Raw genomic sequence first — 25,109 nt, forward strand, 5'->3', positions numbered from 1 at the left:
ATATCGTCCGAACGGGTGCGATCACGAACCGCCGCACGAAAAAAAAGTGACTATCGCTCACATTTGTGGTATGGGGCGGTCGCGATATCCGGGACGCCGGCCGGGGAGCCGGGTCGCCCGGTCGGAACGCGTCGAACCACCTGGTCGCGGTGCTGCTCCCGGGGCGGCAGTACAGGCGGAGCACAGAGGAAGAACAGTCCGCAAACAGAGCGTCGTGCGAGGCTCGAAATAATGAGCACAACTGGGGATGAGATCCGTTCAACTCCGGCGGAGTTCTCCGCCACGCGCCTGGACGCCACCGAATCCGCCGTGGAAGCCATCGGCCGCACCGTGGCGGATCGCGGCGACGAGGTGACCTACGAGTTCCTCGCCGACGGGGACGGGACGGGCTCGACGCTCACGATCCGCGAGCTCGACCGGCGTGCGCGGGCGGTGGCGGCCGCGCTGGCGCAGCGGGCCCGGCCGGGGACGCGGGTGCTGCTGCTCTACCCGCCCGGTGAGCACTTCGTCACCGGGTTCCTCGGGACGTTGTACGCGGGCATGGTCGCGGTTCCGGTCTACCCGCCCGACCCCGCCCGGCTGGACCGGACGCTGCCCAGGCTGCGTGCGATCGCGCGCGGCTCGAACGCCGCGATCGTGCTCTCCACCCGGCTGCTGCACGGGTTCGCCGACGCGCTGTTCGACCAGGCCGGCGAGCTGGGCGCGCTGCCGTGGCTGGTCACGGAGGACGCGGTCCTCACCGCCGACGACGGGTGGCGACCGCCCGCGCTCGACCGGGACTCCGTGGCCCTGTTGCAGTACACCTCGGGTTCCACCGGCACGCCGCGCGGGGTCGTGGTGACCCACGGCAACCTGCTGTCCAACGGCCGCGCGATCGCGCGCGACTTCGGCCTCGACGGCCACGAGGTCAACGTCTCCTGGCTGCCCTTCTACCACGACATGGGCCTGCTGGGCGGCGTGCTGCAACCGCTGCTCAGCGGCGTCTCGACGATCCTGATGTCGCCGCTGGAGTTCATGCGGCGGCCGATGCGCTGGCTGGAGACGATCGCGGCGCGCGGGGGGTCGGTCAGCGGTGGCCCCAACTTCGCCTACGACCTGTGCGTCGGCAAGAGCACCGAGGCCGAGCGGGCGGCGCTGGACCTGTCGGGGTGGCGGGTGGCGTTCTGCGGCGCCGAGCCGGTGCGGCACCGGACGCTGGCCCGGTTCACCGAGGCGTTCGCGGTCAGCGGCTTCGACCCGTCCGCGCTCCTGCCGTGCTACGGCCTCGCCGAGGCGACGCTGTTCGTGGCGGGCAGCGGGCGCGGGCGCGGCGCCCGGAGCCTGCGGGTGGACCGGCGTGAGCTGGAGCGGCGCGCCGTCGTGCCGCGCGCGGACGGCGACCACGTCGTGTCCTCGGGGAACATCGCGTCCGGGCACGAGGTGGCCGTCGTGGACGGCCGGACCGGCACGCCGGTCCGGGACGGCGGGGTCGGCGAGCTGTGGGTCAGCGGTCCGTCCGTCGCCGCCGGGTACTGGGACGACCCGGACGCGACGGCCGCGGTGTTCGGCGCCCGGCTGCCCGGCGACCCCAAGCCCTACCTGCGCACCGGTGACCTCGGGTTCGTCCACGACGGACACCTCTACGTCACCGGGCGGGTCAAGGAGCTGGTGGTCGTCCGCGGCCGCAACCTGTACCCGCACGACCTGGAGGAGAGCGCGGTCCGCGCCTCGCGCCGGGCCCGTCCCGGCTGCGGCGCGGTGTTCTCCGTCGAGACCCCCGACGGCGAGCAGTGCGTGCTCCTCCAGGAGGTCACCGCGGGCACGGCGGACGACGAGCTGCCGGAGGTCGCCGAGGCGATCGCCTCGGCGGTGTCCGGTGAGCACGGTGTCTCGCTCGTCGACGTCGTGCTGCTGGCGCCCCGGAGCCTGCCGAAGACCTCCAGCGGGAAGGTCCAGCGCCTGGCCTGCCAGGCGGCCTACCGGTCGGGTCCGGTCGACGGCGAGCGCTACCGCCGCCGCGGTGCCGCCGCCGCGCCGCAGCTGCCGGGGCAGTCCCTCCCCTCCCGCGCCGAACTGCTGGCGCTGCCGGACGAGCAGCGGATCGACGCGCTCGTGCGGGGCCTCGCCGCCGGCAGGCAGGACGCCGTGCTGGTGTCCGAGCTGGACCTGGACTCCCTGGCCGCCGTCGAACTCGCCTTCACCCTGGAGGAACGCCTCGGCGTCGACGTGGACCTCGCGGTGCTGCTGCGCCCGTCGAGCCTGCGCGACCTCGCCGTCGAGATCGACGCCCGCCTGCGCGCCGCCCCCGCGCCCGACGCCGGGTCGGCGCACCCGGAACCCGGGCACCCTGAGCCGGGGCACCCGGAACCCGAGGACGCGGACCCGGAGTACGCGGACCGGGGTGCGGTGCCGCTGTCGGCGGGCCAGCAGTCGCTGCTGCTCATGCGGGAGATGGAGACCTCGGGCTCCCGGCAGAACGTCTCGCTCGCCGTGCGCCTGGCCGACCCGCTGGACGTCGTCGCGCTGGCCGGGGCGGTGCGGCTGCTCGGCACCCGACACCCCATCCTGACCACCCGCTTCGGCACCGACGGCACCGGCCACTGGCAGCGGGCCGACCCCGACCGGCGGTTCGAGCTGGAGACCGTCGACCTGGCGGGCGCGTCGGAGGCGGAGCTGCGCGCGCGGGTGGACGACCGCGCGCTCACCCCCCTCGACGTCGAGCGCGGCGAGGTCGCCCGAGCGACGCTGGTCACGGGGGTCGGGTCCCCGGTGCTGGTGCTGGCCCAGCACCACCTGATCACCGACTTCTGGTCGGTGGTGACCCTGCTCGACGAGCTGGCCGCGCTCTACGGGCACCTGGTGCGCGGGCGCGACCCGCACCTGCCGCCCGCGGTCGGCCACCCCGAGTTCGTCCGCTGGCAGCAGGAGTACGAGCGATCCCCGCGTTGGCAGCGGGACGAGCGCTACTGGCTGGACCTGTTGTCCGGCGACGTGCGCGCGCCGAACCTGCCGTACCAGGAGGGCGCCGAGCCGGAGAGCCGCATCGCGAGCACCCGGGTCCCGGTGCCCGCGCGGGTGGTCGCCGAGCTGGACCGGGTCGCCGACGAGTGCGGCACGACGCAGTTCTCGGTCCTGATGGCCGTCTTCCAGCGGCTGATCGGCGCGCACAGCGGCGACGCCGAGTTCGTGGTGGGGACGACGACGACCGGTCGCCCGGGGGCGCGGTTCCGCAACACGCTCGGGTACCTGTCCAACGTCATCCCCGTCCGCGCCGACCTGGTCTCGCCCACGACGGTCGGCGAGCTGATCTCCCGCACCGGGCAGCAGGTGCGCGACTCCCTCGGCCACCAGCACTTCCCGTACCGCAGGCTGGTCGAGGTGCTGCGCGCCAGGACGAACGGCGCGCCCGTGATCAACGCGGCCGTGGTCCACGAGCGTTCGCACAGGGCGTTCGCCGAGGACGTCGCGTCCGTGGTGTTCGGGACCGGCGCCCCGAGCGCCGCGTTCGGCGACCTCGCCCTGGAGCCGTTCCCGGTCCGCGAGCTGCCCGCCACCCAGTTCGACATCACGCTGCACGTGGTGCCCGCGGGCGACGGCCTGCTGGCGCACATGCTGGTCCGCGCCGATCGCTTCCCCGCGGGTTTCGCCGACCGGTTGGCGGAGCAGTACCTGGACCTGCTCGGCCAGGTCGCGCCGCGGTTGGCGGCACCGGTCTCCGCGCTGCGCCTGACCGGGGCGGCCGACTCCCTGGGTCGCGCCGACGTGCCCGCCAGGGTCCAGGCGGGCGTCACCTCGGTCGTCGACCTGTTCCAGGAGAGCGTCGAGCGGGCGCCGGACGCGGTCGCGATCGTGGCGGGCGACCTGGAGCTGTCCTACGCCGAGGTCGACCGCGCGGCGAACCGGTTCGGCCACGCGCTGCGCGGCCGGGGCATCGGGCCGGAGGACACCGTCGGGCTGTGCCTGCCGCGCTCGCCCGAACTCGTGATCGCGATGCTGGCCGTCCTGAAGGCCGGGGCCGCGTTCGTGCCGCTCGACCCGGACCTGCCCCGGGCCCGCCTGGCGGACATGGTCGACGACGCGAGGTGCGCCCGGGTGGTCTGCGTCGCCGAGACCGCCGAGCTGGCCGCCGGCCTGGGCGCGGTGGTCCGGTTCGACGAGCCGGGCACCGAGGCGCACCCGGACGGCAGGCCGGAGACCGCCGTCGGCGGGAGCAACCTGGCGTACGTCATCTTCACCTCGGGCTCGACCGGGCGGCCCAAGGGCGCGCAGGTCGAGCACCGGTCGCTGGTGAGCTTCGTGCTGTCGTTCCGCGACGTCGTGGCGATCGGCCCCGGTGACCGGGTGCTCCAGTTCGCGCCGCTGACCTTCGACGCCTGCATCGAGGAGATCTTCGCGACCTGGAGCGCGGGCGCCGCGCTCGTGCTGCGGGACAAGGCCGTGGTGGAGTCCGCGGAGCGGTTCCTCGCCTGGTGCGGCGAGCAGCGGCTCACGCTCGTCGACCTCCCGACCGCCTTCTTCCACGTGCTGGTCAGCGCGCTCGACGGCGGGGCCACCGTGCCCCCGACCCTGCGCACCGTGCTCATCGCGGGCGAGGCGCTGCACCCGGACAAGCTCGCGTCGTGGTTCGCCGCCGACCGCGGGCACGTCGACCTGTTCAACCGCTGGGGCACCACCGAGGCGACGGTGTGCTCCACCTTCGCCCTGCTGCGGCCCACCGCCGGTCGGCCGCGGCTGGCCAGCGACATCCCGGTCGGCCGGGACATGACCGACGCCGTCGTGCACGTGCTCGACGCGGCGTGGCAACCGGTCCCGGACGGCGTCGTCGGCGAGGCGTACATCGGCGGCGTGGGCGTCGGGCGCGGTTACGCCTCCGCGGCCAGGACGACCGCGCAGCGGTTCGTCCCCGACCCCTTCACGACCGAGCCGGGCAGGCGGCTCTACGCCACGGGCGACCTGGTGCGCCGCGCCGGCGACGGCGAGCTGCGCTACGTCGGGCGGGCGGACCAGCAGGTCAAGGTGCGGGGCTACCGGATCGAACTCGGCGAGCTGGACGTGGCCCTGCGCAGGCACCCGGCCGTGGTCGAGGCCGCCGCCGTGGTGACCCGCGAGGCGGGTGAGACCGAGCTGATCGGCGCGGTCACCGGCCAGGTCGAGGTCGAGGACCTGCGCGACTGGCTGCACCGCGAGCTGCCGAGCTACATGGTGCCGAGCAGGCTCCTGGTGCTCGACCGGGTGCCGCTCACCGCGAACGGCAAGGTGGACGCGGCCGCGCTGCGGGCGCTGGCCAGGTCGGCCGCGGCGTCGTCCGAGGTGGCCGACCTGTCGCCGACCGAGCAGCGGCTCACCGCGATCTGGCGCGCGGTCCTCGACGTGGACGGCGTCGGACCGGACGACGAGTTCTTCTCCCTCGGCGGGCACTCGCTGCGGGTCGCGGCCCTCAACACCCGCGTGCGCGCCGAGTTCGGCGTCGCGCCGCCGCTGCGGATGTTCTTCGAGGCGGTCACGGTGCGCGCGCAGGCGGCCCGGGTCGACGAACTGCTCGCGGCCGAGCGGTCGGGGGCTGTCGGGGCCACGCCCGCGGCGGCACCCGTCGAGCCGCACCTGTCGCTGGGCCAGCGGCGGCTGTGGTTCCTCGACCGGCTCGCGCAGGACGCGGGCGCGTACCTGGTGTCCGGTGTGCTGCGGGTGTACGGCGAGCTGGACCGCGACGCGCTGCGCGGTGCCCTCGACGACGTGGTGGCCCGGCACCCCGCGCTCCGCACCGGCTTCCGGGACGAGGCCGGTCGGCCGGTTCCGTTCGTCGTCGCCGGGGCGGGCTGCCCGTTCGAGGTCGTCGACCGCACCCACGTGCCGCCCGCCGGGCGCGAGCCCGCGCTCGCCGACCTCGCCGCCGGGTACGCGGGGCGGACCTTCGCGCTGGACGGGCCGCCGCTGCTGCGGGCGGCCCTGGTCGAGTTCGGGCCCGACGAGCACGCGCTGCTGCTGAGCGTGCACCACATCGTGTTCGACGGCCGCTCGCTGGCGGTCGTCGCGACCGAACTGGGCGAGCTGTACCGCGCCCGGGTCACCGGCGGGACCGCCGACCTGCCCGCGCCGGCCGCCGACTACTTCCGGTGGGCGCGCGAGGAGAGCGCCCTGCTGGGGTCCGAGGCCGGGCGCCGGGGGCTGGCCTTCTGGCAGCGGCACCTCGCCGACGCACCGCACGGCCTGGAACTGCCGGTCGACCGGCCGAGGCCCGCCATCCAGACCTTTCGCGGCGCCCGCGTCCCGCTGGCGCTGAGCGCCGAGGACTCGGCCCTGCTCCGGGAGGTGGCGGGCCGGCAGCGGGCCACGGTGTTCATGGCGCTCGCGGCGTGCCTGGCCTCGACGCTCTCCCGGCTGTCCGGGCAGGACCGCGTGGTCATCGGGCTGCCCGACGCCAACCGCCCCGCCGACGGCACGCACGACGACGCGGTGGGCTTCTACGTCAACACCGTCCCGCTGTGCCTGGAGGTCTCCCCAGGGGACACCGCGACGGCCCTGCTCGACCGGGTGCGCGCGTCCACGGTGGAGGCGATGGCGTGGCGGTGGGTGCCGTTCTCCGCCGTCGTCGAGGCCGTGGTCCAGGACCGCGACCCGAGCCGGAGCCCGGTCTTCCAGGTGATCCTGGACGTGCACAGCGGCGGGCTGCCCTCGCCCGACCTGGCGGGCCTGCGGGTCGAGACCGGCGCGCTGTTCGCCGGGTCGGCGAAGACCGACCTGACCTTCGAGATCACCGACGACGGCGGCCCGCTGACCGGGTGGCTGGAGTACAACAGCGACCTGTTCACCCCCGCGACGGCGCGGCAGATCTCCCGCACCTTCGGCGAGACGTCGCGGGCGCTGGCCCGCCGCCCGGACGACCTGATCGCCGTACCGGGGGCGCACGCGACCCTCGACCACTGGCCGACCGAGGTCGCCCCGGCGGAGGTGCCGGACACGTTCTGGTCGCGGTTCGAGCAGGTCACCGCGGGTGCGCCCGACGCGATCGCGGTCGAGGACGACGACCGCGCGGTGACCTACGGCGAGCTGCGCCGCCAGGTCGAGCAGGTCGCCAGGGTGGTATCGCGGGAGTACGGCACCGGCCGGGGCGACGTGGTGGCGGTGGAGATCGCGTCCTCGGTCGAGGCGGTCGTCGCGGTGCTGGCGGTGCAGCGGTGCGGGGCGGCGTACGTGCCGGTGGACCCCGACTACCCGGCCGAGCGCCGGACCTTCATGCGCGTCGACTCCGGCGCGCGCACCGTGCTGACCGCGGAGACGGTGCGGCGCGCCCTCGACCAGCCGCCGCTGGACGACCCGCTGCCGCCGGTCGAACCGGACGCCGCCGCCTACCTGATGTACACCTCCGGGTCCACCGGCAGGCCCAAGGGCGCGCTGGTCTCGCACCGGAACCTGGCCACCAGCGCCGGGGTCCACGCCCGGTGCTTCGGCATCGACGACCGGACCCGGCTGCTCCAGTTCGCCAGCATGAGCTTCGACGGCTCGGTGTGGGAGATCTTCAGCACCCTCGCCTCGGGCGCGACGCTCTGCCTCATCGCCCGCAGGCACGCGCTGGTCGGCGCCGCGCTGGCCGACGCACTCGTCACCCGCGACATCACCGTCTGCCTGCTGCCGCCGTCGGTGATCGCCTCGCTGCCCGACCGCCCGCTGCCCCGGCTCGCCACCCTGGTGTCGGCCGGTGAGCCCTGCCGCGCCGACCAGGTCGCCCGCTGGCAGCCCGGTCGCCGCTTCCTCAACGGCTACGGCCCGACCGAGTGCACGATCATGATCACGGTCGACGAGTGCGTGGCCGGGCAGCCGATCTCGCTCGGCCGGGTCCTGCCCGGCGGGGACGTCCGCGTCCTCGACGCCGACCTGCGGCCGGCGGTGACCGGCGCCATCGGCGAGGTGTACGTCGCGGGCGCCGGGGTGGGCATCGGCTACCACGACCGCCCCGCGCTGACCGCGCAGCGCTACCTGCCCGACCCGTTCTCCGACGTCCCCGGCGCCCGGATGTACCGCACCGGCGACCTGGTCCGGGTGCGCGCCGACGGGGTCGTGGAGTACTGCGGCCGCCAGGACAACCAGCTCAAGCTGCGCGGCTACCGGGTGGAGCCGGAGGAGATCGAGGCGGTCCTGCTGGCGGTGGACGGGGTCACCGACGCCTCGGCCCGGCGGGTGGACGCCGTGCTGGTCGCCTACGTCGAGGCCCGCGACCCGGTGCCGACGGCGGACGAGCTGGAGCGGCTCTGCGCCGAGGCGCTGCCCTCCTACATGGTCCCCGCGGCCTTCGTCGTCCAGTCGGAGCTGCCCCGGCTGCCCAACGGCAAGCTCGACGCGAGCAGGCTGGCGCGCCCTCGCCGCAACGACTTCGTGGACACCGCGCCGCTGCCGCTGGAGTCGGCGGCGGAGCGGGCGGTCGCCCGGGTCTGGGCCGACGTCCTCGACGTGGACGCGGTCGGCGGCGCCGACAACTTCTTCGCCCTCGGCGGGCATTCCCTGCTCGCGACGGTGGTCACCGCCAGGATGTCCGCCGAGCTGGGCCGCGACGTCCCGCTCCGCACGCTGTTCGAGGCTCCCGTCCTGCGCGACTACGCCGCGCTGACCACCGGCGGGGCGCTCCGGGAAGCCACCGGCGGGATCGCGGCGCACGGGGGCGACGGGCGGTCCGCCCCGCTCTCGGTGATGCAGGAGCGGCTGTGGATCCTGGAGGAGCTGGACCGGGGGGCGGGGCAGGACGCCCTGCACGGCCGCTACCACCTGGCGGGCGCGATCCGGCTCACCGGGGCGCTCGACGAGGACGGCCTGCGCCGCGCGGTGGCCCGCCTGGTCGAGCGGCACGCCGCCCTGCGCACGGTGGTGGTCGACGAGGACGGCGAGCTGTCGCAGCGCGTCCTCGACCACGTCGACATCGCGCTGCCGCGCGAGACGCCGGCCGGGGCGACCCCCGAGGAGCGCGTCGCCGAGGCGCACGAGCTGGTGGCGCGCGACGCGACCACACCGGTCGACCTCGCCGCGGGCCCGCTGCTGCGCCTGCGGCTCCTCGACCTCGACCGCGACGACGCGGTGCTGGTGATGACCCTGCACCACATCGTCGGCGACGGCTGGTCGCTGGAGATCCTCAAGCGCGACCTGGCGCACCACTACGCCGAAGAGGTGGGCGAGCCGCCCGCCGAGCCCCTGCCGCCGCTGCCGGTGACCTACGCGCAGTTCTCCGGGTGGCAGCGCCACCAGCTGGGCACGGGCGCGCTCGACGGTTCGGTGGCGTACTGGCGGGACCAGCTCGCCGACCTCCCCCCGCTGGGGCTGCCCGGGTCGCGGCGCGGCGCCGAACCCGCTGCCGCGCACGGCAACCGCCGCAGGGCGATCATCGACGCGCCGCTGCGGTCCGGCATCGAGCGGTTGGCCGTGGAGTCGGGGGCGACCCCGTTCATGGTGCTGGCCGCGGCCCTCCAGGTGACCCTGGGCAGGCTGGCGGGACAGCGGGACTTCGCGATCGGTGTGCCGGTCGCCGGGCGGCAGCGGCACGAGGTGGCCGAGCTGATCGGCTTCTTCGTCAACTCCCTGGTCCTGCGCGCCGACCTGTCCGGCAACCCGTCCTTCACCGGGTTGCTCGAACGGGTCCGCGCGACCACCCTGGACGCCTACGAGCACCAGGACGTCCCGTTCGAGACGCTGGTCGGCGAACTGGCCCCCGAGCGGGACCTGACGACCACACCGCTGTTCCAGGTCTACCTCAACCTGGTCAACATCCCACCGCTGCGGTCGGACCTGCCCGGACTCTCGGTCGCGCCGTTCGCCGTCCCGGAACTCGGTGCCAAGTTCGACCTGACCTTCTACGTGGAGCCGGACGGGCCGCGGATGTCGGTCGACCTGGTCTACGCGGTCGACCGCTTCGACGCCGAGGCGATGGACGAACTGCTCGCGCAGTGGATCGGCGTCCTGGACCAGGCGGTGGCCGACCGCGAGCGCCCCATCGACTCGCTGCGGCTGCGGACGCCGCTGGCGGAGCGCCTGCTCCCCGACCCGACCGCGCCCCTCGACGCGACCTGGTTCGGCTCGGTCGTCGAGCGGTTCGAGGACTGGGCCGAGCGGGAACCGCAGCGGCTCGCGATCACCGAGCCGGGGCAGGACCTCGGCTACGGCGAGCTGGCCTCGGGGATCTCCGCGCTGGCGGCCGTGCTCGCCGAGCACGGCATCGGCAGGGGCGACGTCGTCGCCGTCCACGGTGAGCGGTGCGCCGCGCTGGTCTGGTCGCTGCTGGCGGTGATGCGCGCGGGCGCGTCGTTCGCCGTGCTGGACCCGGCGTACCCCGCCGCCCGGCTCGTCGACTGCCTCGCGGTCGCCGAGCCGACCGCGCTCCTGTGCCTGGACGCGGCGGGGCCGGTGCCGACCGAGGTGCTGGACGCGCTCGGCGACCGCCCGCAGATCGCCGTACCCACCCGCCTGTCCGACGCGCGGGACGCACCCGCTCCCGTCCCGGCCGTCGCGGTGGGTCCGCGGGACTGCGCGTACATCGCCTTCACCTCGGGATCGACCGGCCGCCCCAAGGGGATCCGCGGCAGTCACGGGTCGCTGACGCACTTCGTCCCGTGGCTGGCCGAGACGTTCGGGCTGACCGAGGACGACCGCTACAGCCTGCTCTCCGGCATCGGCCACGACCCGCTGCACCGCGAGGTGTTCACCCCGCTGTGCACCGGCGCGGCGATCTGCGTCCCGGCCCGGGAGGACGTCGAGGTCCCCCGGCGGCTGGCCGCGTGGCTCCGCGACCAGCGCGTCTCGACCGGTCACCTGACGCCGCCGATGGCCCGGCTGCTCGACGAGGTGCCCGCGGCGGACGTGACCCTGCCGTCGCTGCGCCGCGTGTTCTTCACCGGTGACGCGCTGACCCGCCGCGACGTGCGCGCCGTGACCCGGCTGGCGGGCCCGGTGACCTGCGTCAACCTGTACGGGTCGACCGAGTCGCAGCGGGCGGTCGGGTACTTCGTGGTCCCGGACGCGGGCGGCGACCACAGCGGCGCCGAACGGGACGGCGGGACCGGACAGGACGGCGGCGCCGCCTACCCGCTGGGCCGCGGGGTGGAGGACGTCCAGCTGCTCGTCGTCACCGAGGCGGGCGACCGCGCGGGCATCGGCGAGCCGGGCGAGATCGTCATCCGCTCCCCGCACCTCGCGCTCGGCTACGCCGGCGACGACGAGCTGACCGCCGCCAGGTTCGGCCGCAACCCCTTCGCGAGCGGCGACGACGAGCACGACCGGGTCTACCGCACCGGCGACCGCGGCCGGTACGCGCTGGACGGCACCGTGCTGTCGCTCGGCCGGGCGGACAACCAGGTCAAGATCCGCGGTCACCGGGTGGAGACCGACGAGGTGCTGCACGTGGTGCGCGCCGCGCCGACGGTCCGGGACGCGCTCGTGGTCGCCCGGCCGGGACCGGACGGGGAGACCGCGCTGGTCGCCTACGTGGTCCACGACGGCGAAGGGATGTCCGGCGAGGAGCTGCGGGCGTTCGTCCGCACCCGGCTGCCGCAGCACATGGTGCCCGCGCACGTGGTCGCGCTGGCGTCGTTCCCGCTGACGCCCAACCGCAAGATCGACCGCGCCGCGCTGCCCGAGCCGTCGGCGACGCCGGCGTCGGGCGGCGAACCGCTCCCGGCGCTGTCCGCGACCGAGGAGCTGGTCGCCGGGATCTGGCGGGAGGTCCTCGGCGTCACCAGGGTGCTGCCGGAGGACAACTTCTTCGGCCTGGGCGGGCACTCGCTGGTGGCGACCCGGGTCGTGTCCCGCATCGGGCGCGCGCTCGGCGTGGAGCTGGGCCTGCGCGCGCTGTTCGAGCAGCAGACCGTCCGCGGGCTCGCCGCGCACCTCGACGGCCTCGCCGCACGCGCCGAGGTCGCGGACCCGATCACCCGGCAGCCGACGGGTGCGGTGCTGCCCGCGTCCTACGGCCAGGAACGGCTCTGGATCCTCAACCAGCTCGAAGGCGACACGCACGCCTACAACACCGCCACCGCCGTGCGACTGCGCGGCAGCCTGGACACCGCGGCGCTGACCGCCGCGCTGGACGACCTGGTCCGCAGGCACGAGGTGCTGCGCACCGGGCTGGTCCTGGTCGACGGCTCGGTGCGCCAGGTCATCGAGGACGCCGACGAGGTGACCCTGCCGCTCGACGTCGTGGACCTGGGCGAGGAGCCCGCGGACACCGTCGAGCAGACCTGGCGGCGGCGCGTCGACGACGCGGCGGCGGTTCGGTTCGACCTCGCCGCGGCCCCGCTGGAGCGGGCGACCCTGATCCGCCTCGCGGCCGACGACCACGTGTTCGTGCTGGTCGCCCACCACGTCGTCGCCGACGCCTGGGGGATGCAGGTCCTCGTCCGGGACTTCGCCGCGTTCTACCGGGCGCGCCGCGAACAGGTGCCGGGCCCGGGGCCGGCACCGCTCTCGGTGCGGTACGCCGACTGGTCGAGCTGGCAGCGGACCCGGTTCGAGCGCGGCGACTACCGCGCGCAGCTGGACCACTGGCTCGCGGAGCTGGGCGAACCCGCAGAGCTGCTGGAGTTCCCCGACCAGCGCCCGCGACCGGCCACCATGAGCAACCGCGGGCTGAGCGTCCGCCGCACGATCCCGCGCGAGCTGGTGGAGCGCGTGCGGCGCGTCGGCCGGGAGCACGGCGGGACGCTGTTCATGACGCTGCTCGCGGCGTTCAACTGCCAGCTGCACCGCTACAGCGGCGCGGCGGACATCGCGGTCGGCGTCCCGGTCTCCACGCGGTCGGTCGTCGAGACCGAGGACGTGGTCGGGTTCTTCGTGAACACCATCGTCTGCCGCAACCGGCTCTCCGGCTCGGACACCTTCGTCCAGCTCCTCGACCGGGTCCGGGCCAACGCGCTCGCCGCGTTCGCCAACCAGGACGTCCCGTTCGACCGGGTGATCGAGGCGCTGCAACCGGACCGGGACCTCAGCCGGAACCCGCTGTTCCAGGTCATGTTCGTGCTGCACAACGCGCCGGTGTCGGAGATCGACCTGGGCGAGGTCACGCTGGAGCACCAGTACGCCTCGACCGGCACCGCCAAGTTCGACCTCAGCCTGGACCTGGCGGAGGAGCCGTCCGGGCTGCACGCGACGCTGGAGCTCAACGCCGACCTGTTCGACGCGGTGACCGGCGAGCGGCTGCTCGACCACTTCGAGACCCTGCTGGCTCACATCGCCGAGGCCCCGGGGCTGGCGCTGGCCGACCTCGAACTGCGCCCGCCCGCGGAACTGGCCGCGCAGGCCGCGCTGGGCACGGGCCCGGAGCCGTTCACCTCCCCCACGCCCGCCGCGGCGCTGGAACTGCGGGCGGCACTCACCCCGGACGCGCCCGCCGTCGTCGACGGCGACCGCACCTGGAGCCACCGCGAGCTGCGCGACCTGGTCGCCGGGATCGCCGAGCGCCTGGACGCGGCGATCGCCGAGGGTGAGCTGCCCGCCGAGCCCGCCGTGGTGGTGTGCGCGCGGCGCTCGGTCCGGCACATCGCGGCGGCGATCGCCTGCGGCGCGGTCGGCGCGACCTACGTCCCGGTCAGCCCGGCCTTCCCGGACCGCCGGATCAGCGCGGTGCTCGACCGGCTCGGCGATGCCGTCCTCGTCACCGACGACGAGCGGGCGGAGCGGTTGGCCGCGCTGGCGGGCGGCAGGCCGCAGGTGCTGCTCGACGGCGTCGGGGCGGGGACGCGCCCGCTGGACGGCCGGCGGCCGAACCCCCGGGAGCGCGCCTACGTCATCTTCACCTCGGGGACGACCGGTAAGCCCAAGGGCGTGGAGGTCGAGCAGGCGGGACTGCTCAACCACCTGGAGCTGATGGCCCACGACCTGGACCTGACCCGGGCCGACGTGGTGGCCCAGACCGCGCCGCAGTCGTTCGACATCTCGATCTGGCAGATGCTGGTCGCGGTGCTGCGCGGGGCGACGACGGTGGTGAGCGACGACGACACCAGCCGCGACGCCGCGTCCCTGCTGGAGCTGGTCCGGACCCGCGGTGTCACGGTGCTGCAACTCGTGCCCGGTGTCGTCCAGGCGCTGCTGGAGCTGGCCCTGCCGGACGACCTCCGCTCCGTCCGGTACCTGATCGCCACGGGAGAGGAGCTGCCGCCCGGCCTGTGCGCGCGGTGGCTGCGCCGGTTCCCCGACATCCCCGTGGTCAACGCCTACGGCCCGGCGGAGTGCTCGGACGACACCCACCTCGCCGTGCTGTCGACGCCGCCGCCGACCGACCGGCCGGTGCCGATCGGACGTCCGGTCGCGGGCGTGCGCAGCCACGTCGTCGACCGGGACGGCCGGGTGCTGCCCCTCGGGGTGGCGGGTGAACTCGTCATCGGCGGGATCGCGGTCGGCCGCGGTTACGCCGGCGACCCGCGCGCCACCGCCGAGCGCTTCGTGCCCGACCCGTACTCCGACCGGCCCGGCGCGCGGCTCTACCGCACCGGGGACCGGGCGCGGCTCACCGGGGACGGCGCCCTGGAGTTCCTCGGCAGGTTCGACGACCAGCTCAAGATCCGCGGGTTCCGGATCGAGGCGGGCGAGGTCGAGTCCGCGCTGCGCGCCGTGGACGGGGTGAGCGAGGCGGTCGTCGCGGTGCGCACCGCCGACGGCGAGCCGCTGCTCGTCGCCTGCGTGGCGGGCACGGTGCGCGACCCGGCCGCGCTGTCGGACCAGCTCTCCGCGCGGCTGCTCCGCTACATGGTCCCGGGTGGATACGTGTTCGTCGACCGGTTGCCGCGCACGCCCAACGGCAAGATCGACCGCGGCGCGCTGAACCGGGACGACCTGGTGATCGAGCGGGTGCGGCGGGAGTACGCCGAACCGGAGACCCCCGTCGAGCGCCTGGTGGCGTCGGTCTTCGGGGAACTGCTCGACTGCGGCCCGGTCGGGACCCTCGACGACTTCTTCCGGCTGGGCGGTCACTCGCTGCTCGCCACCCGCCTGGTGGCGGAGCTGGCCGCGCGCACCGACGTCGAACTGCCGCTGCGCGCGGTGTTCGACGACCCGACCGTGCGGGGGGTGGCGGCCGCTCTCGAAAGCCTCCAGTGGGCGGGCTTGAGCGAGGCCGAACGGCTGGAGCTGCACTCGCTGCTCGACGAGCTGACCGACGACGAGGCGCGGGTCATGCTCGCCGCCGACAACGAGGGGAACGGCTGATGACGGGAACCGATCGCGGGGCGCCCGCCGACCTGTCCTCGGTCAAGCGGCAGCTGCTGGCGAACATGCTGCTCGCCCGCGGTGAGCGGAAGGCGCGGGCGCGCACGATCCGCCCCCGCGACCCGGCACTCCCCTGTCCGCCCTCGCGCGGTCAGGAGCAGCTCTGGATCGCCGACTCGCTCGCCGGCGGCGGGGCGCTCTACCACGTGCCCTACGGCGTCCGGATGCGCGGAGACCTGGACGTCGCGGCCCTGCGCGCGGCCGTCGACGGTGTGGTGGCCCGGCACGCCGTGCTGCGCACCGTCTACCGCCAGCGGCCGGAGGGGGACCTGGAACAGGTCGTCCAGCCGCCCGCCCCGGTCGCGTTCGACGTGGTGGACCTGCCGGACGAGGAGTCGGCGTCCGCCGCGGCGCGCGCCGCCGCCGCTGAACCGCTCGACCTGGGCACCGGCCCGGTCATCCGGGGGCGGCTGCTGCGCATCGCCGCCGACGACCACCTGCTGGTGCTGGTGGTCCACCACATCGCGACCGACGCGTGGTCGGCGGGCATCCTGCTGGAGGAGCTGGCCGAGCTGTACGACGCGGAGCGGTCGGGGCGCCCCGCCCGGTTGCCCGAACTCGCGATCGACTACGCCGACTTCGCCGCCCACCAGCGCGAGCGCGAACCGGCGGACCACGACGAACTCGTCGAACGCTGGCGCGAGCGGATGAGCGGGACCGAGCCGCTGGCGCTGTTCGCGGGCGGGGACGGCGCCGGCGCGCGGCGGGGCAGCCGCGTGTACCGCCGGTGGGGCGTCGACCTGGCGCGCGACCTCCAGCGCACCGCCGACGCGCACCGCACGACCGTGTTCACCGTCGCGCTCACGGCGTTCGCCGTGCTGCTGCACCGCTACACCGGCACCCCCCGGTTCGCCGTCGGCACCGTCATGGCCAACCGGGACGGGCAGACCGAGCGCCTGATCGGCTACTTCGCGAACGCCACCCCGGTCGTCGCCGACCTCTCGCGGTCCGACACCCTCGCCGACGTGCTCGGCCGGGTGGCCGAGCGGTCGCTGTGGGCGCGCGAGAACCAGGTCCCGTTCGACGTGCTGGTCGAGGGGCTGGCGCCCGAGCGGACCCTGGCCGAGAGCCCGCTGTTCGACGTGATGTTCGTGTTCAACCAGGGCACGACCGGCGACCTGGACCTGCCCGGCCTCTCCTTCACCCCCGACCAGGTGCACTCCGGCACGGCGAAGTTCCCGCTCGACCTGTCCTGCTCGGTGACCGCGGACGGGGTCGTGGTGTCGCTGGAGCACGACGAGTCGGTGCTCGACGCCGACGCCGCGCGGCGCCTGCTCGCGCACTACCGGCGGTCGCTGGCCCTGCTGTGCGCCGAGCCGGGCCTGACCGTCGGCTCGGTCGACCTGCTCGACCCGGCCGAGCGGGAGCAGGTCGTGGTCGGGTGGAACCGGACCGGGGAGGCGTTCCCCGACCACGCGACCGCGCACGGGCTGTTCGAGGAGTGGGCGGACCGGCGGCCCGACGCCGTGGCCGTCGTCTGCGGCGACGACTCGATCACCTACCGCGAACTGGACGAGCGGGCGAACCGGCTCGCGCACGCCCTGATCGACCTGGGCTGCGGGCGCCACGACCGCGTCGGCACCTGCCTGGAGCGGGGCATCGACCTGGTCGTCGCCCAGCTCGCCGTCGCCAAGAGCGGCGCGGGCTACGTCCCGCTCGACCGCGGCTTCCCCGCCGAGCACCTGCGGTGGGTGCTGGCCGACTCCGGCGCGCGGTTCCTCATCGGCGGCGACCCCGACCTGGCGACGGACGCGCTGACCCGGGTCGAGGTCGAGCAGGCGTCGCCGTACCCGGGCACGCGGCCGGAACGCGGGGTCCGCCCGGAGGACCTGCTGTACCTGATCTACACGTCCGGGTCGACCGGGCGGCCCAAGGGCGTGCTGCTCGACCACCGCGGCCGGGTCAACAACTTCACCGACTTCAACCGGCGGTTCGACGTCGGTCCGGCGGACCGGGTGTTCGGGGTGTCGGCGCTCGCGTTCGACATGAGCGCCTACGACGTGTTCGGGACCCTGGCGGCGGGCGCCGCGGTGGTGTTCCCCGCCCCGGAGGACGAGAAGTCGCCGGACCGCTGGCTCGACGCGGTCGACCGGCACGGCGTCACGGTGTGGCACTCCGTCCCCGCGCTGTTCGGGCTCCTGGTCGAGGAGGCCGAGACCAGGGGCGGGCAGCGGCTGCCGATCCGGCTGGTGCTGCTCGGCGGCGACTGGATCCCGCTGTCGCTGCCGCCGCGCGCCGTCCCGCTCCTGCGCGGATCGGCCGTGGTGGTGAGCATGGGCGGCGCCACCGAGGTGTCCATGGACTCCACGATCCACGTGGTGGGCCACGTCGACCCGGAGTGGCGCAGCATCCCCTACGGCGTGCCGATGGCGAACCAGAAGGCTTACGTCACCGACGCCGACCTGTCCCCCGTGCCCGTCGGCGTCGCGGGAGAGCTGTACCTCGGCGGTGTCGGTGTCGGCTGGGGCTACCACGACCGCGCCCGGCTGACCGCCGAGCGGTTCGTGCCCGACCCGTTCGGCGACGTGCCCGGCGCCCGGCTGTACCGCACCGGGGACCGCGTGCGGTGGACCCCGGACGGCACCCTGGAGCTGCTGGGCCGGATCGACTTCCAGGTCAAGGTCAACGGTTTCCGGGTGGAGACCGGGGAGGTCGAGGCGGCCCTGCGCGACCTGCTCGACGGCGCCTCGGTGCTGGTGACCGCGCACGGCGAACGGGACACGGCCAGGACGCTGGTCGCCTACGTCGTCGCACCGCCGGGCCCGACGAGGTCCGACGACGAGCTCAAGCGCGCGCTCGCGGCCCGGCTGCCCGCGCACATGGTGCCCGCCTCCTTCATCCGCCTGGAGTCGTTCCCGCTGACCCGCAACGGGAAGATCGACCGGGGCGCGTTGCGGGCGCCCGCGGTGGAGGCCGCGTCGGGGCGCCCCGCGTCCACGCCGACCGAGCGGGTGCTGGCCGGGTTGTGGCAGGAGGTGCTGGGAACCACCGAGGTCCCGGTCGACGCGGGCTTCTTCGCCCTCGGCGGCAACTCGATCGAGGTCATCCGGATGGCGAGCGCCGCGCGCCGGGCCGGGCTGCCGCTGACACCGCGGATGGTGTTCGCGCACCAGACGGTCGAGGCGCTGGCGACGGCGCTGGACCAGGACACCGCCACCGGGACCGCGGTCGAGCCGGCGCCCGCGCCCGGCGGGCCGCTCGGGGTCACCCCGGGGCAGCGGCACATGCTGACCCGGCTGGCGGACTCGTGGGTGCCCGGCCTGTACCGGATGCAGTCGACGCTGCGGCTGCCCTTCGAGGTCGACCCGCGGTGCTTCACACGGGCGTGGGAGCAGCTCGCGCTGCGCCACGAGAGCCTGCGCGCCGGTTTCCGCCGCGGCCACGGCGGTGACTGGGAACGCGTGGTCGTCGAGGGCGCCGCCCCGGCGGTCGAGGAGCTGGACTGGCGCGACCGCGACCCGGCCGCGGTGTCCGGCGACCTGGTCGCGCTGCTGGAGCACGAGCGGTCGGCCCCGGTCGACGTCGCGGTGCCGCCGCTGTGGCGGGTGTGGCTGGTGCGCGGCCCGGACTCGTGGTGGATGGGCCAGGTGCAGTGCTACCTGGTGGCCGACGGCTGGTCGAACCTGGTGCTGCTCGACGAACTGCTGGTGCTGTACCTGGCCGCCGTCGAGGACCGGCGGGCCGACCTGCCGCCCGTCCCGGTGATCGGGGTGGACCAGGGCCCGGCCAAGCGCGACGCGGACACGGCCTTCTGGCGCGACCAGCTGGCCGGGGCGCTGCCGTCCCGGCTGGCCGCGCCGCCGGGCGCGCTGGGCGCGAGCCGCTTCCGCAGGCTGACCGGCAGGCTCGCCCCCGGCGCGGGCACGGTGCTGCGCGAGCGCGCGGCAGCGCACGGCCACACGTTCTCGACCCTGGTGTGCACGGGCTGGGCGCTGCTGGCGGCCACCCGGCTCGACCAGCCCGAGATCACCACCGGGGTGGTCTCGGCGGGCCGGGACCAGGACGCGGACGGGATCGAGCGCGCGGTGGGGGTGTTCATCGCCGCGCTCCCGGTCCGGATCTCCGTCGACGTCGACGAATCGCTGACCAGCCTGTTCGACCGCTTCCAGCTCGCCAGGGCCGAGGGCGCCGAGCACGCCTCGGTCGAGACGGCCGAGTTGCAGCGGCTGGGCTCCGACGACGGGCCGCTGTTCGACTCGGTGGTCGTCGTGGCCAACTACCCGGTCTCCCCCGCGCTGCGGGCGCGGCAGGCCGCGGGCCGGCCGGACGACGACGGCGACGGCACCCGCAACCAGACCGACTTCTCCCTGCGCCTGGACGTCACCGAGGACGAGGAGCCCCGGGTGGCGCTGTCCTACTACGCCGACCGCCTCGACGACACCGCCGCCGAGCACCTGCTCCACGACTACCTGGCGCTGCTGGGCGCGGTCGCGGCGGCACCCACGGCCACCGGGGCGCAGGTCCTCCCCCTCCGGGGCCGAACAGGAGACCACTCATGACCGACCTGATGACGACGGGCGATCCGGCGGGCATCGCGGCCGGATCGCCGACCGCGGTGTTCGCGGCCCGCGAGTCCACCGTCCGCTCCTACAGCCGCACCTACCCGGCCGTGCTCGCCTCGGCCAGGGGGACGACGGTGGTCGGCGAGGACGGCACCGAGTACGTCGACTTCTTCTCGGGCGCGGGCGCCCTCAACTACGGCCACAACCACCCGCACATCAAGCGGCGGGTCGTGGACTACCTCGGCGGCGACGGGCTGGTCCACGCGCTCGACTGCCACACCCCGGCCAAGCGCGAGTTCCTGGACCGCTTCGGCCGGGAGATCCTGGAGCCGCGCGGGATGGACCACCGGATCCAGTTCTGCGGCGGCACCGGGACCGACGCGGTGGAGGCGGCGCTGAAGCTGGCGCGCAAGCACACCGGCCGGTCCAAGGTCATCGCGTTCTCCGGGTCGTACCACGGGGTCAGCCGGGGCAGCCTCGCCGCGACGTCGGACCTGCGGCTGCGCCGGACCGCCGGGGTGGCCCTCGACGAGGTCACCTTCCTGCCGTTCCCGGTCGGGCCCCGCGGCGGGTTCGCGACCACGGCCCTGCTCGAACAGCTGCTCACCGACGACCTCTCGGGCGTCGAGCCGCCCGCGGCGGTGATCCTGGAGGTCGTCCAGATGGAGGGCGGCGTCTTCCGCATCCCCGACGCCGCGCTGCGCTCGCTGCGCTCGCTCTGCGACGCGCACGGGATCGTCCTGATCGTCGACGACATCCAGGCGGGCTGCGGCCGGACCGGCGGGTTCTTCTCGTTCGAGAGGTCCGGGGTCGTACCGGACCTGATCACGATGTCGAAGTCGATCAGCGGTCTCGGCCTGCCGATGTCGCTGCTGCTCATCCGCGGGGGCATGGACTCCTGGGAACCGGGTGACCACCCCGGCACGTTCCGCGGCAACCAGTTGGCCTTCGTCGCGGGCACCGCGGCACTGGACCTGTGGCGGTCGGAGGACTTCCTGACCACCGCGCGCCGCGGCGCGGAGCTGCTGCGCCGGTTCTGGCGCGACAACACCCTGCCCGGACTCGTGGTCCGCTGCGAGGGCCACGCCGTCGGTGTCGACCTGACCGCGCTCGGCGGTGGCGCCACCGCGAGCGCGGTGGTCGCGCGGTGCTTCGAGCGCGGTGTGATCGTCGAGTCGACCGGGCGGGACAAGGCGGTGCTCAAGCTGCTGCCCCCGCTCGTCGCCGACGCCGACACCCTCGGCCTCGGCTGCGCGACCGTGCTCGAAGCCATCCTGCACACGCTCGCCGAGAACCAGATCTCCCCAGACGCCAAGCCATGAAGGAGGGACCCATGACCGTCAGCGACGCACGCCAGGACGACGCCCTGCCCGCCCCCACGATGTCGAGCGACATCACCCTGAAGATCGAGTCCATCGACCGGGTCCACCGGCCCGACCCCGAGGACTTCAAGCGGGAGTACGTCGACAAGCGACGCCCGGTGGTCATCACCGGGATGATGGACCACTGGCCCGCGATGGAGCGCTGGGACCTCGACTACTTCCGGAAGTTCTTCGGCGACCTCGACGTCCAGGCCAACATCCAGGACCTCGACAGCAAGGTGATCCTGGGCCAGATCGGCAAGTTCCAGTCGATGGAGCTGACCGAGCTGTTCGACAAGATCGAGCACGACGAGCAGCCCAACCAGGCCAAGTACCTGCGCGCCTACCCGGTGCACAAGATGCTGGAGCACTACCCCGACCTGGAGGAGGACTACGAGCTGCCCTCCCTGGCGCCCAACTGGGCCGACATCCGCTTCCCCGCGCAGCCCGCGACGCCGACCGGGAACCCGCTGCGCGCGCTCGGGCTGTGGGCGGCCAGGAAGCTGCTCAACCGGGGCAGCGACAAGAAGGCGTCGACCAGGACCGTGTCCGCCCGGCTCGCCGCGGTGATGTTCGTCGGCAGCAAGGGGACGATCACCCCGTTCCACACCGACGGCATGCAGACCTCGGCCTACCTCTGCCAGGTCCTGGGCCGCAAGCGGTGCTACTTCGTCTCGCCGGACCAGCACGACCGGCTGTACCCGCGGGCGTTCCGCAGGCAGTTCGGCATGTCCACGGTGGACTACCGCCGCCCGGAGCTGGAGAAGCACCCGAAGTTCCGCAACGTCGTCGTGGAGGAGACGGTGCTGAACCCGGGCGAGATCCTCTACGTCCCCAACGGTTACTGGCACGCGATCGAGTCGCTGGACTTCTCGATCTCCTACAGCCACCAGGTCGTCAACGAGAACAACGCCTTCGACTGGCTGCGGTGCATCCCCGAGCGCTACCTCGCGGAGGCGTACTTCAAGTTCAAGGGCGGCCTGCACAACATCACCGGCGCCAAGGACTGGGATGATTGGAAGTAGGTGGTGACGGCACCGGCGGAGGCCCGCCCCGGCCTGCTGCGCGACCGCGACTTCGTCCTGTTCGCGAGCGGGCAGGGGGCGTCCGCCCTCGGTGACGCGCTGAGCAAGACCGCCCTGCCGCTGCTCGTCCTCGCGCTGACCGGGTCCGGGCTGCACATGGGCGCCATCGCCATGCTCTCCGCGCTCCCGATGCTGCTGTTCGGGGTGCAGGCGGGCGCCCTCGCCGACCGGCTCGACCGGCGGCGGATGATGCTGTGGTCCGACGCGGGGCGGGCGGTGCTGGTCGCGCTGGTGCCGCTGGCGGTGCTGCTGGACGTCCCGGTGCTGCCGGTGCTGTACGCGATCGCGTTCCCGATCGGGGTGCTGTTCGCGGTGTTCGAGGCCGCCTGCCTGTCCTGCATCCCCGCCCTGGTCGGTCGGGACCGGCTCGGCGAGGCCAACTCGACGCTCGCGATCGGGAACGCGCTCGGCTACATGATCGGGCCGAGCCTGGCCGGGGTCCTGGTGGCGGGCTTCGGCGGCGCCCTGACGCTGGGCGTCGACGCCGTGACGTTCGCGGTGTCGGCGCTGACCCTGGTGTTCATCCGCAGGCCGTTGCAGGCGGCCACCCGGCCCGCGCCGACGTCGATGCGCTCGCAGGTCCGGGAGGGCTTCGAGTTCATCCTCGGGCACCGGCTGCTGCGCTCGATCCTGCTCTACTCGACGGCGGTCACCTTCTTCACCGCCCCGGTCGTCCTGTGCGCCACCTACCTCATCCGCGAGGACCTGGGCTGGTCGCCGACGCTGCTGGGACTGGTGATCACCGCCTACGCGCTCGGTGCGATCATCGGGGCGCTGGCGGCCTCCCGGCTCAACCGCAGACCGGTGCTGATGACGGTCTGCGGCACGGTGGTCAGCGGGGTCGCGCTGCTGGTCCTGGCGATCACCGCGTCGCTGCCGCTGATCCTGTGCGTCGCGCTGCTCGCGGGTGCCGGCGAGGCGGTGTCGGCGATCCTCTACACGACGCTGCGCGCCCACCTCACCCCGGACGAGCTGCTCGGCAGGGTGACGACCACGGCGCAGGTCGCGACGTTCGGGTTGCGCCCGCTGTCGCTGCTCGTCGCGGGCGTCGCGCTGGAGGCGACCTCGGGGGCGACGACGGTCGCCGTGATCGGCGTCCTGTGCCTGGTGGTCAGCGCCGTCTTCGGCGGCGTGGCATGGTCCATCCGCGACAAGAGCACGCAAACGGAAGAGGTGGGGCGATGAGCGACGCGCCGGCGGGTTACGCGGTGGTGTTCAACGACGAGGAGCAGTACTCGGTCTGGCCGATCGATCGCGCGCTCCCCGCGGGCTGGACGGAGGAGGGGACGGTCGGCACCAAGGACGAGTGCCTCGACCACATCGAGCGGGTGTGGACGGACATGCGCCCCCGCAGCGTGCGGGGCTGACCGACACCGATGCCCTGGCTGCGCAGACTGACCGGGACCAGCGGGACCAGCCGCCTGGTGTGCGTGCCGCACGCGGGTGGCGGCCCGTCCACCTTCGCCGACTGGGTGGGCGCGCTGCCCGAGCGGGTCGAGCTGTGGGTCCCCGACCTCCCGGCCCGGGAGCGCCGGATGCTGGAGGACCCGGTCACCGACTTCGACCTGCTCGTCCGCGGCCTCGCCGACGAGCTGGGCGGTGACGACCGGCCGACGAGCCTGTTCGGGCACAGCTTCGGCGCGCTGGTGGCGTTCGAGGTCGCCCGGCTGCTCCACGAGCGCTCGACCCCGGTCCGCTGCCTGGTCGTGTCCGGCATGGCCGCGCCGCAGACGCTGCCCGCCCGGCCCGCGCCGACCGACGAGGAGATCCTGCGCGACCTCAGGGTCAACGGTTCCGCGCCACCGGAGCTGGACCAGCTGCCCGAACTGGTGGAGCTGGTCCTCCCCGGGCTGCGCGCCGACTACTCGATGGCGCTGGGTTACCGCTACCGGGAGGGCCCGAGGCTGTCCTCGGCGGTCGTCGCGCTGAGCGGGGCCGAGGACGCCGAAGTGGACGGAGCGGACCTGGCGCGGTGGGCCGAACTGACCGACGGCGGTGTCGAGACCCGGCTGTGGGACGATGGCCACATGTACCTGCTGGACCAGGTCGAGGACGTCGCCCGGTTCGTCGCCGACCGGCACCTGGGCGCGGGGGCCCGGTGACGGCGGGAGAGCGGTCGGTGACCGTCCCGGGTGGTCGGCTGCACGCCCGAGCCGGTGGGGCGGTCGGCCTGCCCGCGGTCGTGACCATCCACTCGGGACTGGCGCACTCGCGGATGTGGGACCCGCTGGCGGCGGCCCTGCACGAGGACGCGTTCGTCGTCTCCTACGACTGCCGGTGCTTCGGCCGCTCGACCACCGACCTCGGCGGGCCGTACTCCGACCTCGCCGACCTCGCCGCCGTGCTGGACGCCTTCGGGCTGGACTCCGCCGTCCTGGTCGGCACCTCGCGGGGCGCCCGGATCGCGATCGACTTCGCCCTGGCGCACCCGGAGCGGGTGCGCGGGCTGTTCCTCGTCGCGCCGGACGTCTCCGGCTTCGACGCGCCCGCCACCGACGCGGAACGGGCGTTGCAGGCCGCGATCGAGGCGGCCGACGAGGCGTGGGAGGTCGAGGACCTCATCGACAACGAGCTGCGGCTGTTCGTCGACGGGCCCACCAGGGACGCGGCCGAGGAGCGGGCGGAGCTGCGCGCCTGGATCGCCGAGATGTCCCGGGTCAACTACGCCCAGCAGCGCGACACCCCCGGGTTCACCGCGCTCGACCCGCCCGCGGCCGGGCGGTTGTCCGAGCTGGCCTGCCCGGTGCGGGTCCTCGTGGGCGAGGCGGACACCAGCGGGATGATCGCCATGTCCGCCGCGGTCGAGCGCGACTGCCCCCGGGCCGAGCTGGTCCGGATCGCCGACACCGCGCACATGCTCGTGCTGGAGCGACCCGCCGAGGTCGAGCGCGAACTGCGGTCCTGGCTGCGGACGGTGCCGCCACCCCCGGCCCGGTGACCGCCCCCGG

General features: G+C 74.4%; 8 protein-coding genes. All 8 read left to right on the forward strand.

The window, feature by feature from the left end; translation table 11 throughout:
• Positions 1–231: 231 nt before the first annotated feature.
• The 8 genes from Q5530_RS06570 to Q5530_RS06605 are packed head-to-tail and all read left to right on the forward strand — an operon-like array spanning position 232 to position 25,099.
• Positions 232–15,153: an amino acid adenylation domain-containing protein gene (locus Q5530_RS06570; RefSeq protein ID WP_415361303.1), complete on the forward strand. Its 14,922-nt coding sequence runs from the start codon at positions 232–234 to the stop codon at positions 15,151–15,153.
• The gene (locus Q5530_RS06575) at positions 15,153–19,712 is read left to right on the forward strand and encodes a non-ribosomal peptide synthetase (RefSeq protein WP_415361304.1); all 4,560 of its coding nucleotides are present in this window, start codon (positions 15,153–15,155) and stop codon (positions 19,710–19,712) included. The genes Q5530_RS06570 and Q5530_RS06575 overlap by 1 nt, the downstream gene beginning before the upstream one ends.
• Positions 19,709–21,037, forward strand: coding sequence for a diaminobutyrate--2-oxoglutarate transaminase (locus tag Q5530_RS06580; RefSeq protein ID WP_415361305.1), 1,329 nt, complete (start codon positions 19,709–19,711; stop codon positions 21,035–21,037). The genes Q5530_RS06575 and Q5530_RS06580 overlap by 4 nt, the downstream gene beginning before the upstream one ends.
• Positions 21,038–21,048: 11 nt before the next feature.
• A complete protein-coding gene (locus tag Q5530_RS06585; protein WP_415361306.1) occupies positions 21,049–22,101 on the forward strand; it encodes a cupin-like domain-containing protein in 1,053 nt (350 codons plus the stop codon).
• A gap of 3 nt (positions 22,102–22,104) precedes the next feature.
• Positions 22,105–23,346: an MFS transporter gene (locus tag Q5530_RS06590; protein ID WP_415361307.1), complete on the forward strand. Its 1,242-nt coding sequence runs from the start codon at positions 22,105–22,107 to the stop codon at positions 23,344–23,346.
• Positions 23,343–23,528 (forward strand): MbtH family protein, encoded by a 186-nt coding sequence (locus Q5530_RS06595; protein ID WP_415361308.1) that lies wholly within the window; start codon positions 23,343–23,345, stop codon positions 23,526–23,528. Before Q5530_RS06590 ends, Q5530_RS06595 begins: the two co-directional genes overlap by 4 nt.
• 9 nt (positions 23,529–23,537) lie before the next feature.
• Positions 23,538–24,263 (forward strand): thioesterase II family protein, encoded by a 726-nt coding sequence (locus Q5530_RS06600; RefSeq protein ID WP_415361309.1) that lies wholly within the window; start codon positions 23,538–23,540, stop codon positions 24,261–24,263.
• Between the two features lie 17 nt (positions 24,264–24,280).
• Positions 24,281–25,099: an alpha/beta fold hydrolase gene (locus Q5530_RS06605; RefSeq protein ID WP_415361310.1), complete on the forward strand. Its 819-nt coding sequence runs from the start codon at positions 24,281–24,283 to the stop codon at positions 25,097–25,099.
• Positions 25,100–25,109 lie beyond the last annotated feature (10 nt).

The sequence above is a fragment of the Saccharothrix sp. BKS2 genome, assembly GCF_047689505.1.
In the GTDB taxonomy this organism is placed as follows: domain Bacteria; phylum Actinomycetota; class Actinomycetes; order Mycobacteriales; family Pseudonocardiaceae; genus Actinosynnema; species Actinosynnema lopnurensis.

Coding starts and splice junctions, on each gene's coding strand:
- Q5530_RS06570 (WP_415361303.1), top strand. CDS start 232: ATGAGCACAACTGGGGATGAGATCCGTTCAACTCCGGCGGAGTTCTCC.
- Q5530_RS06575 (WP_415361304.1), top strand. CDS start 15,153: ATGACGGGAACCGATCGCGGGGCGCCCGCCGACCTGTCCTCGGTCAAG.
- Q5530_RS06580 (WP_415361305.1), top strand. CDS start 19,709: ATGACCGACCTGATGACGACGGGCGATCCGGCGGGCATCGCGGCCGGA.
- Q5530_RS06585 (WP_415361306.1), top strand. CDS start 21,049: ATGACCGTCAGCGACGCACGCCAGGACGACGCCCTGCCCGCCCCCACG.
- Q5530_RS06595 (WP_415361308.1), top strand. CDS start 23,343: ATGAGCGACGCGCCGGCGGGTTACGCGGTGGTGTTCAACGACGAGGAG.
- Q5530_RS06600 (WP_415361309.1), top strand. CDS start 23,538: ATGCCCTGGCTGCGCAGACTGACCGGGACCAGCGGGACCAGCCGCCTG.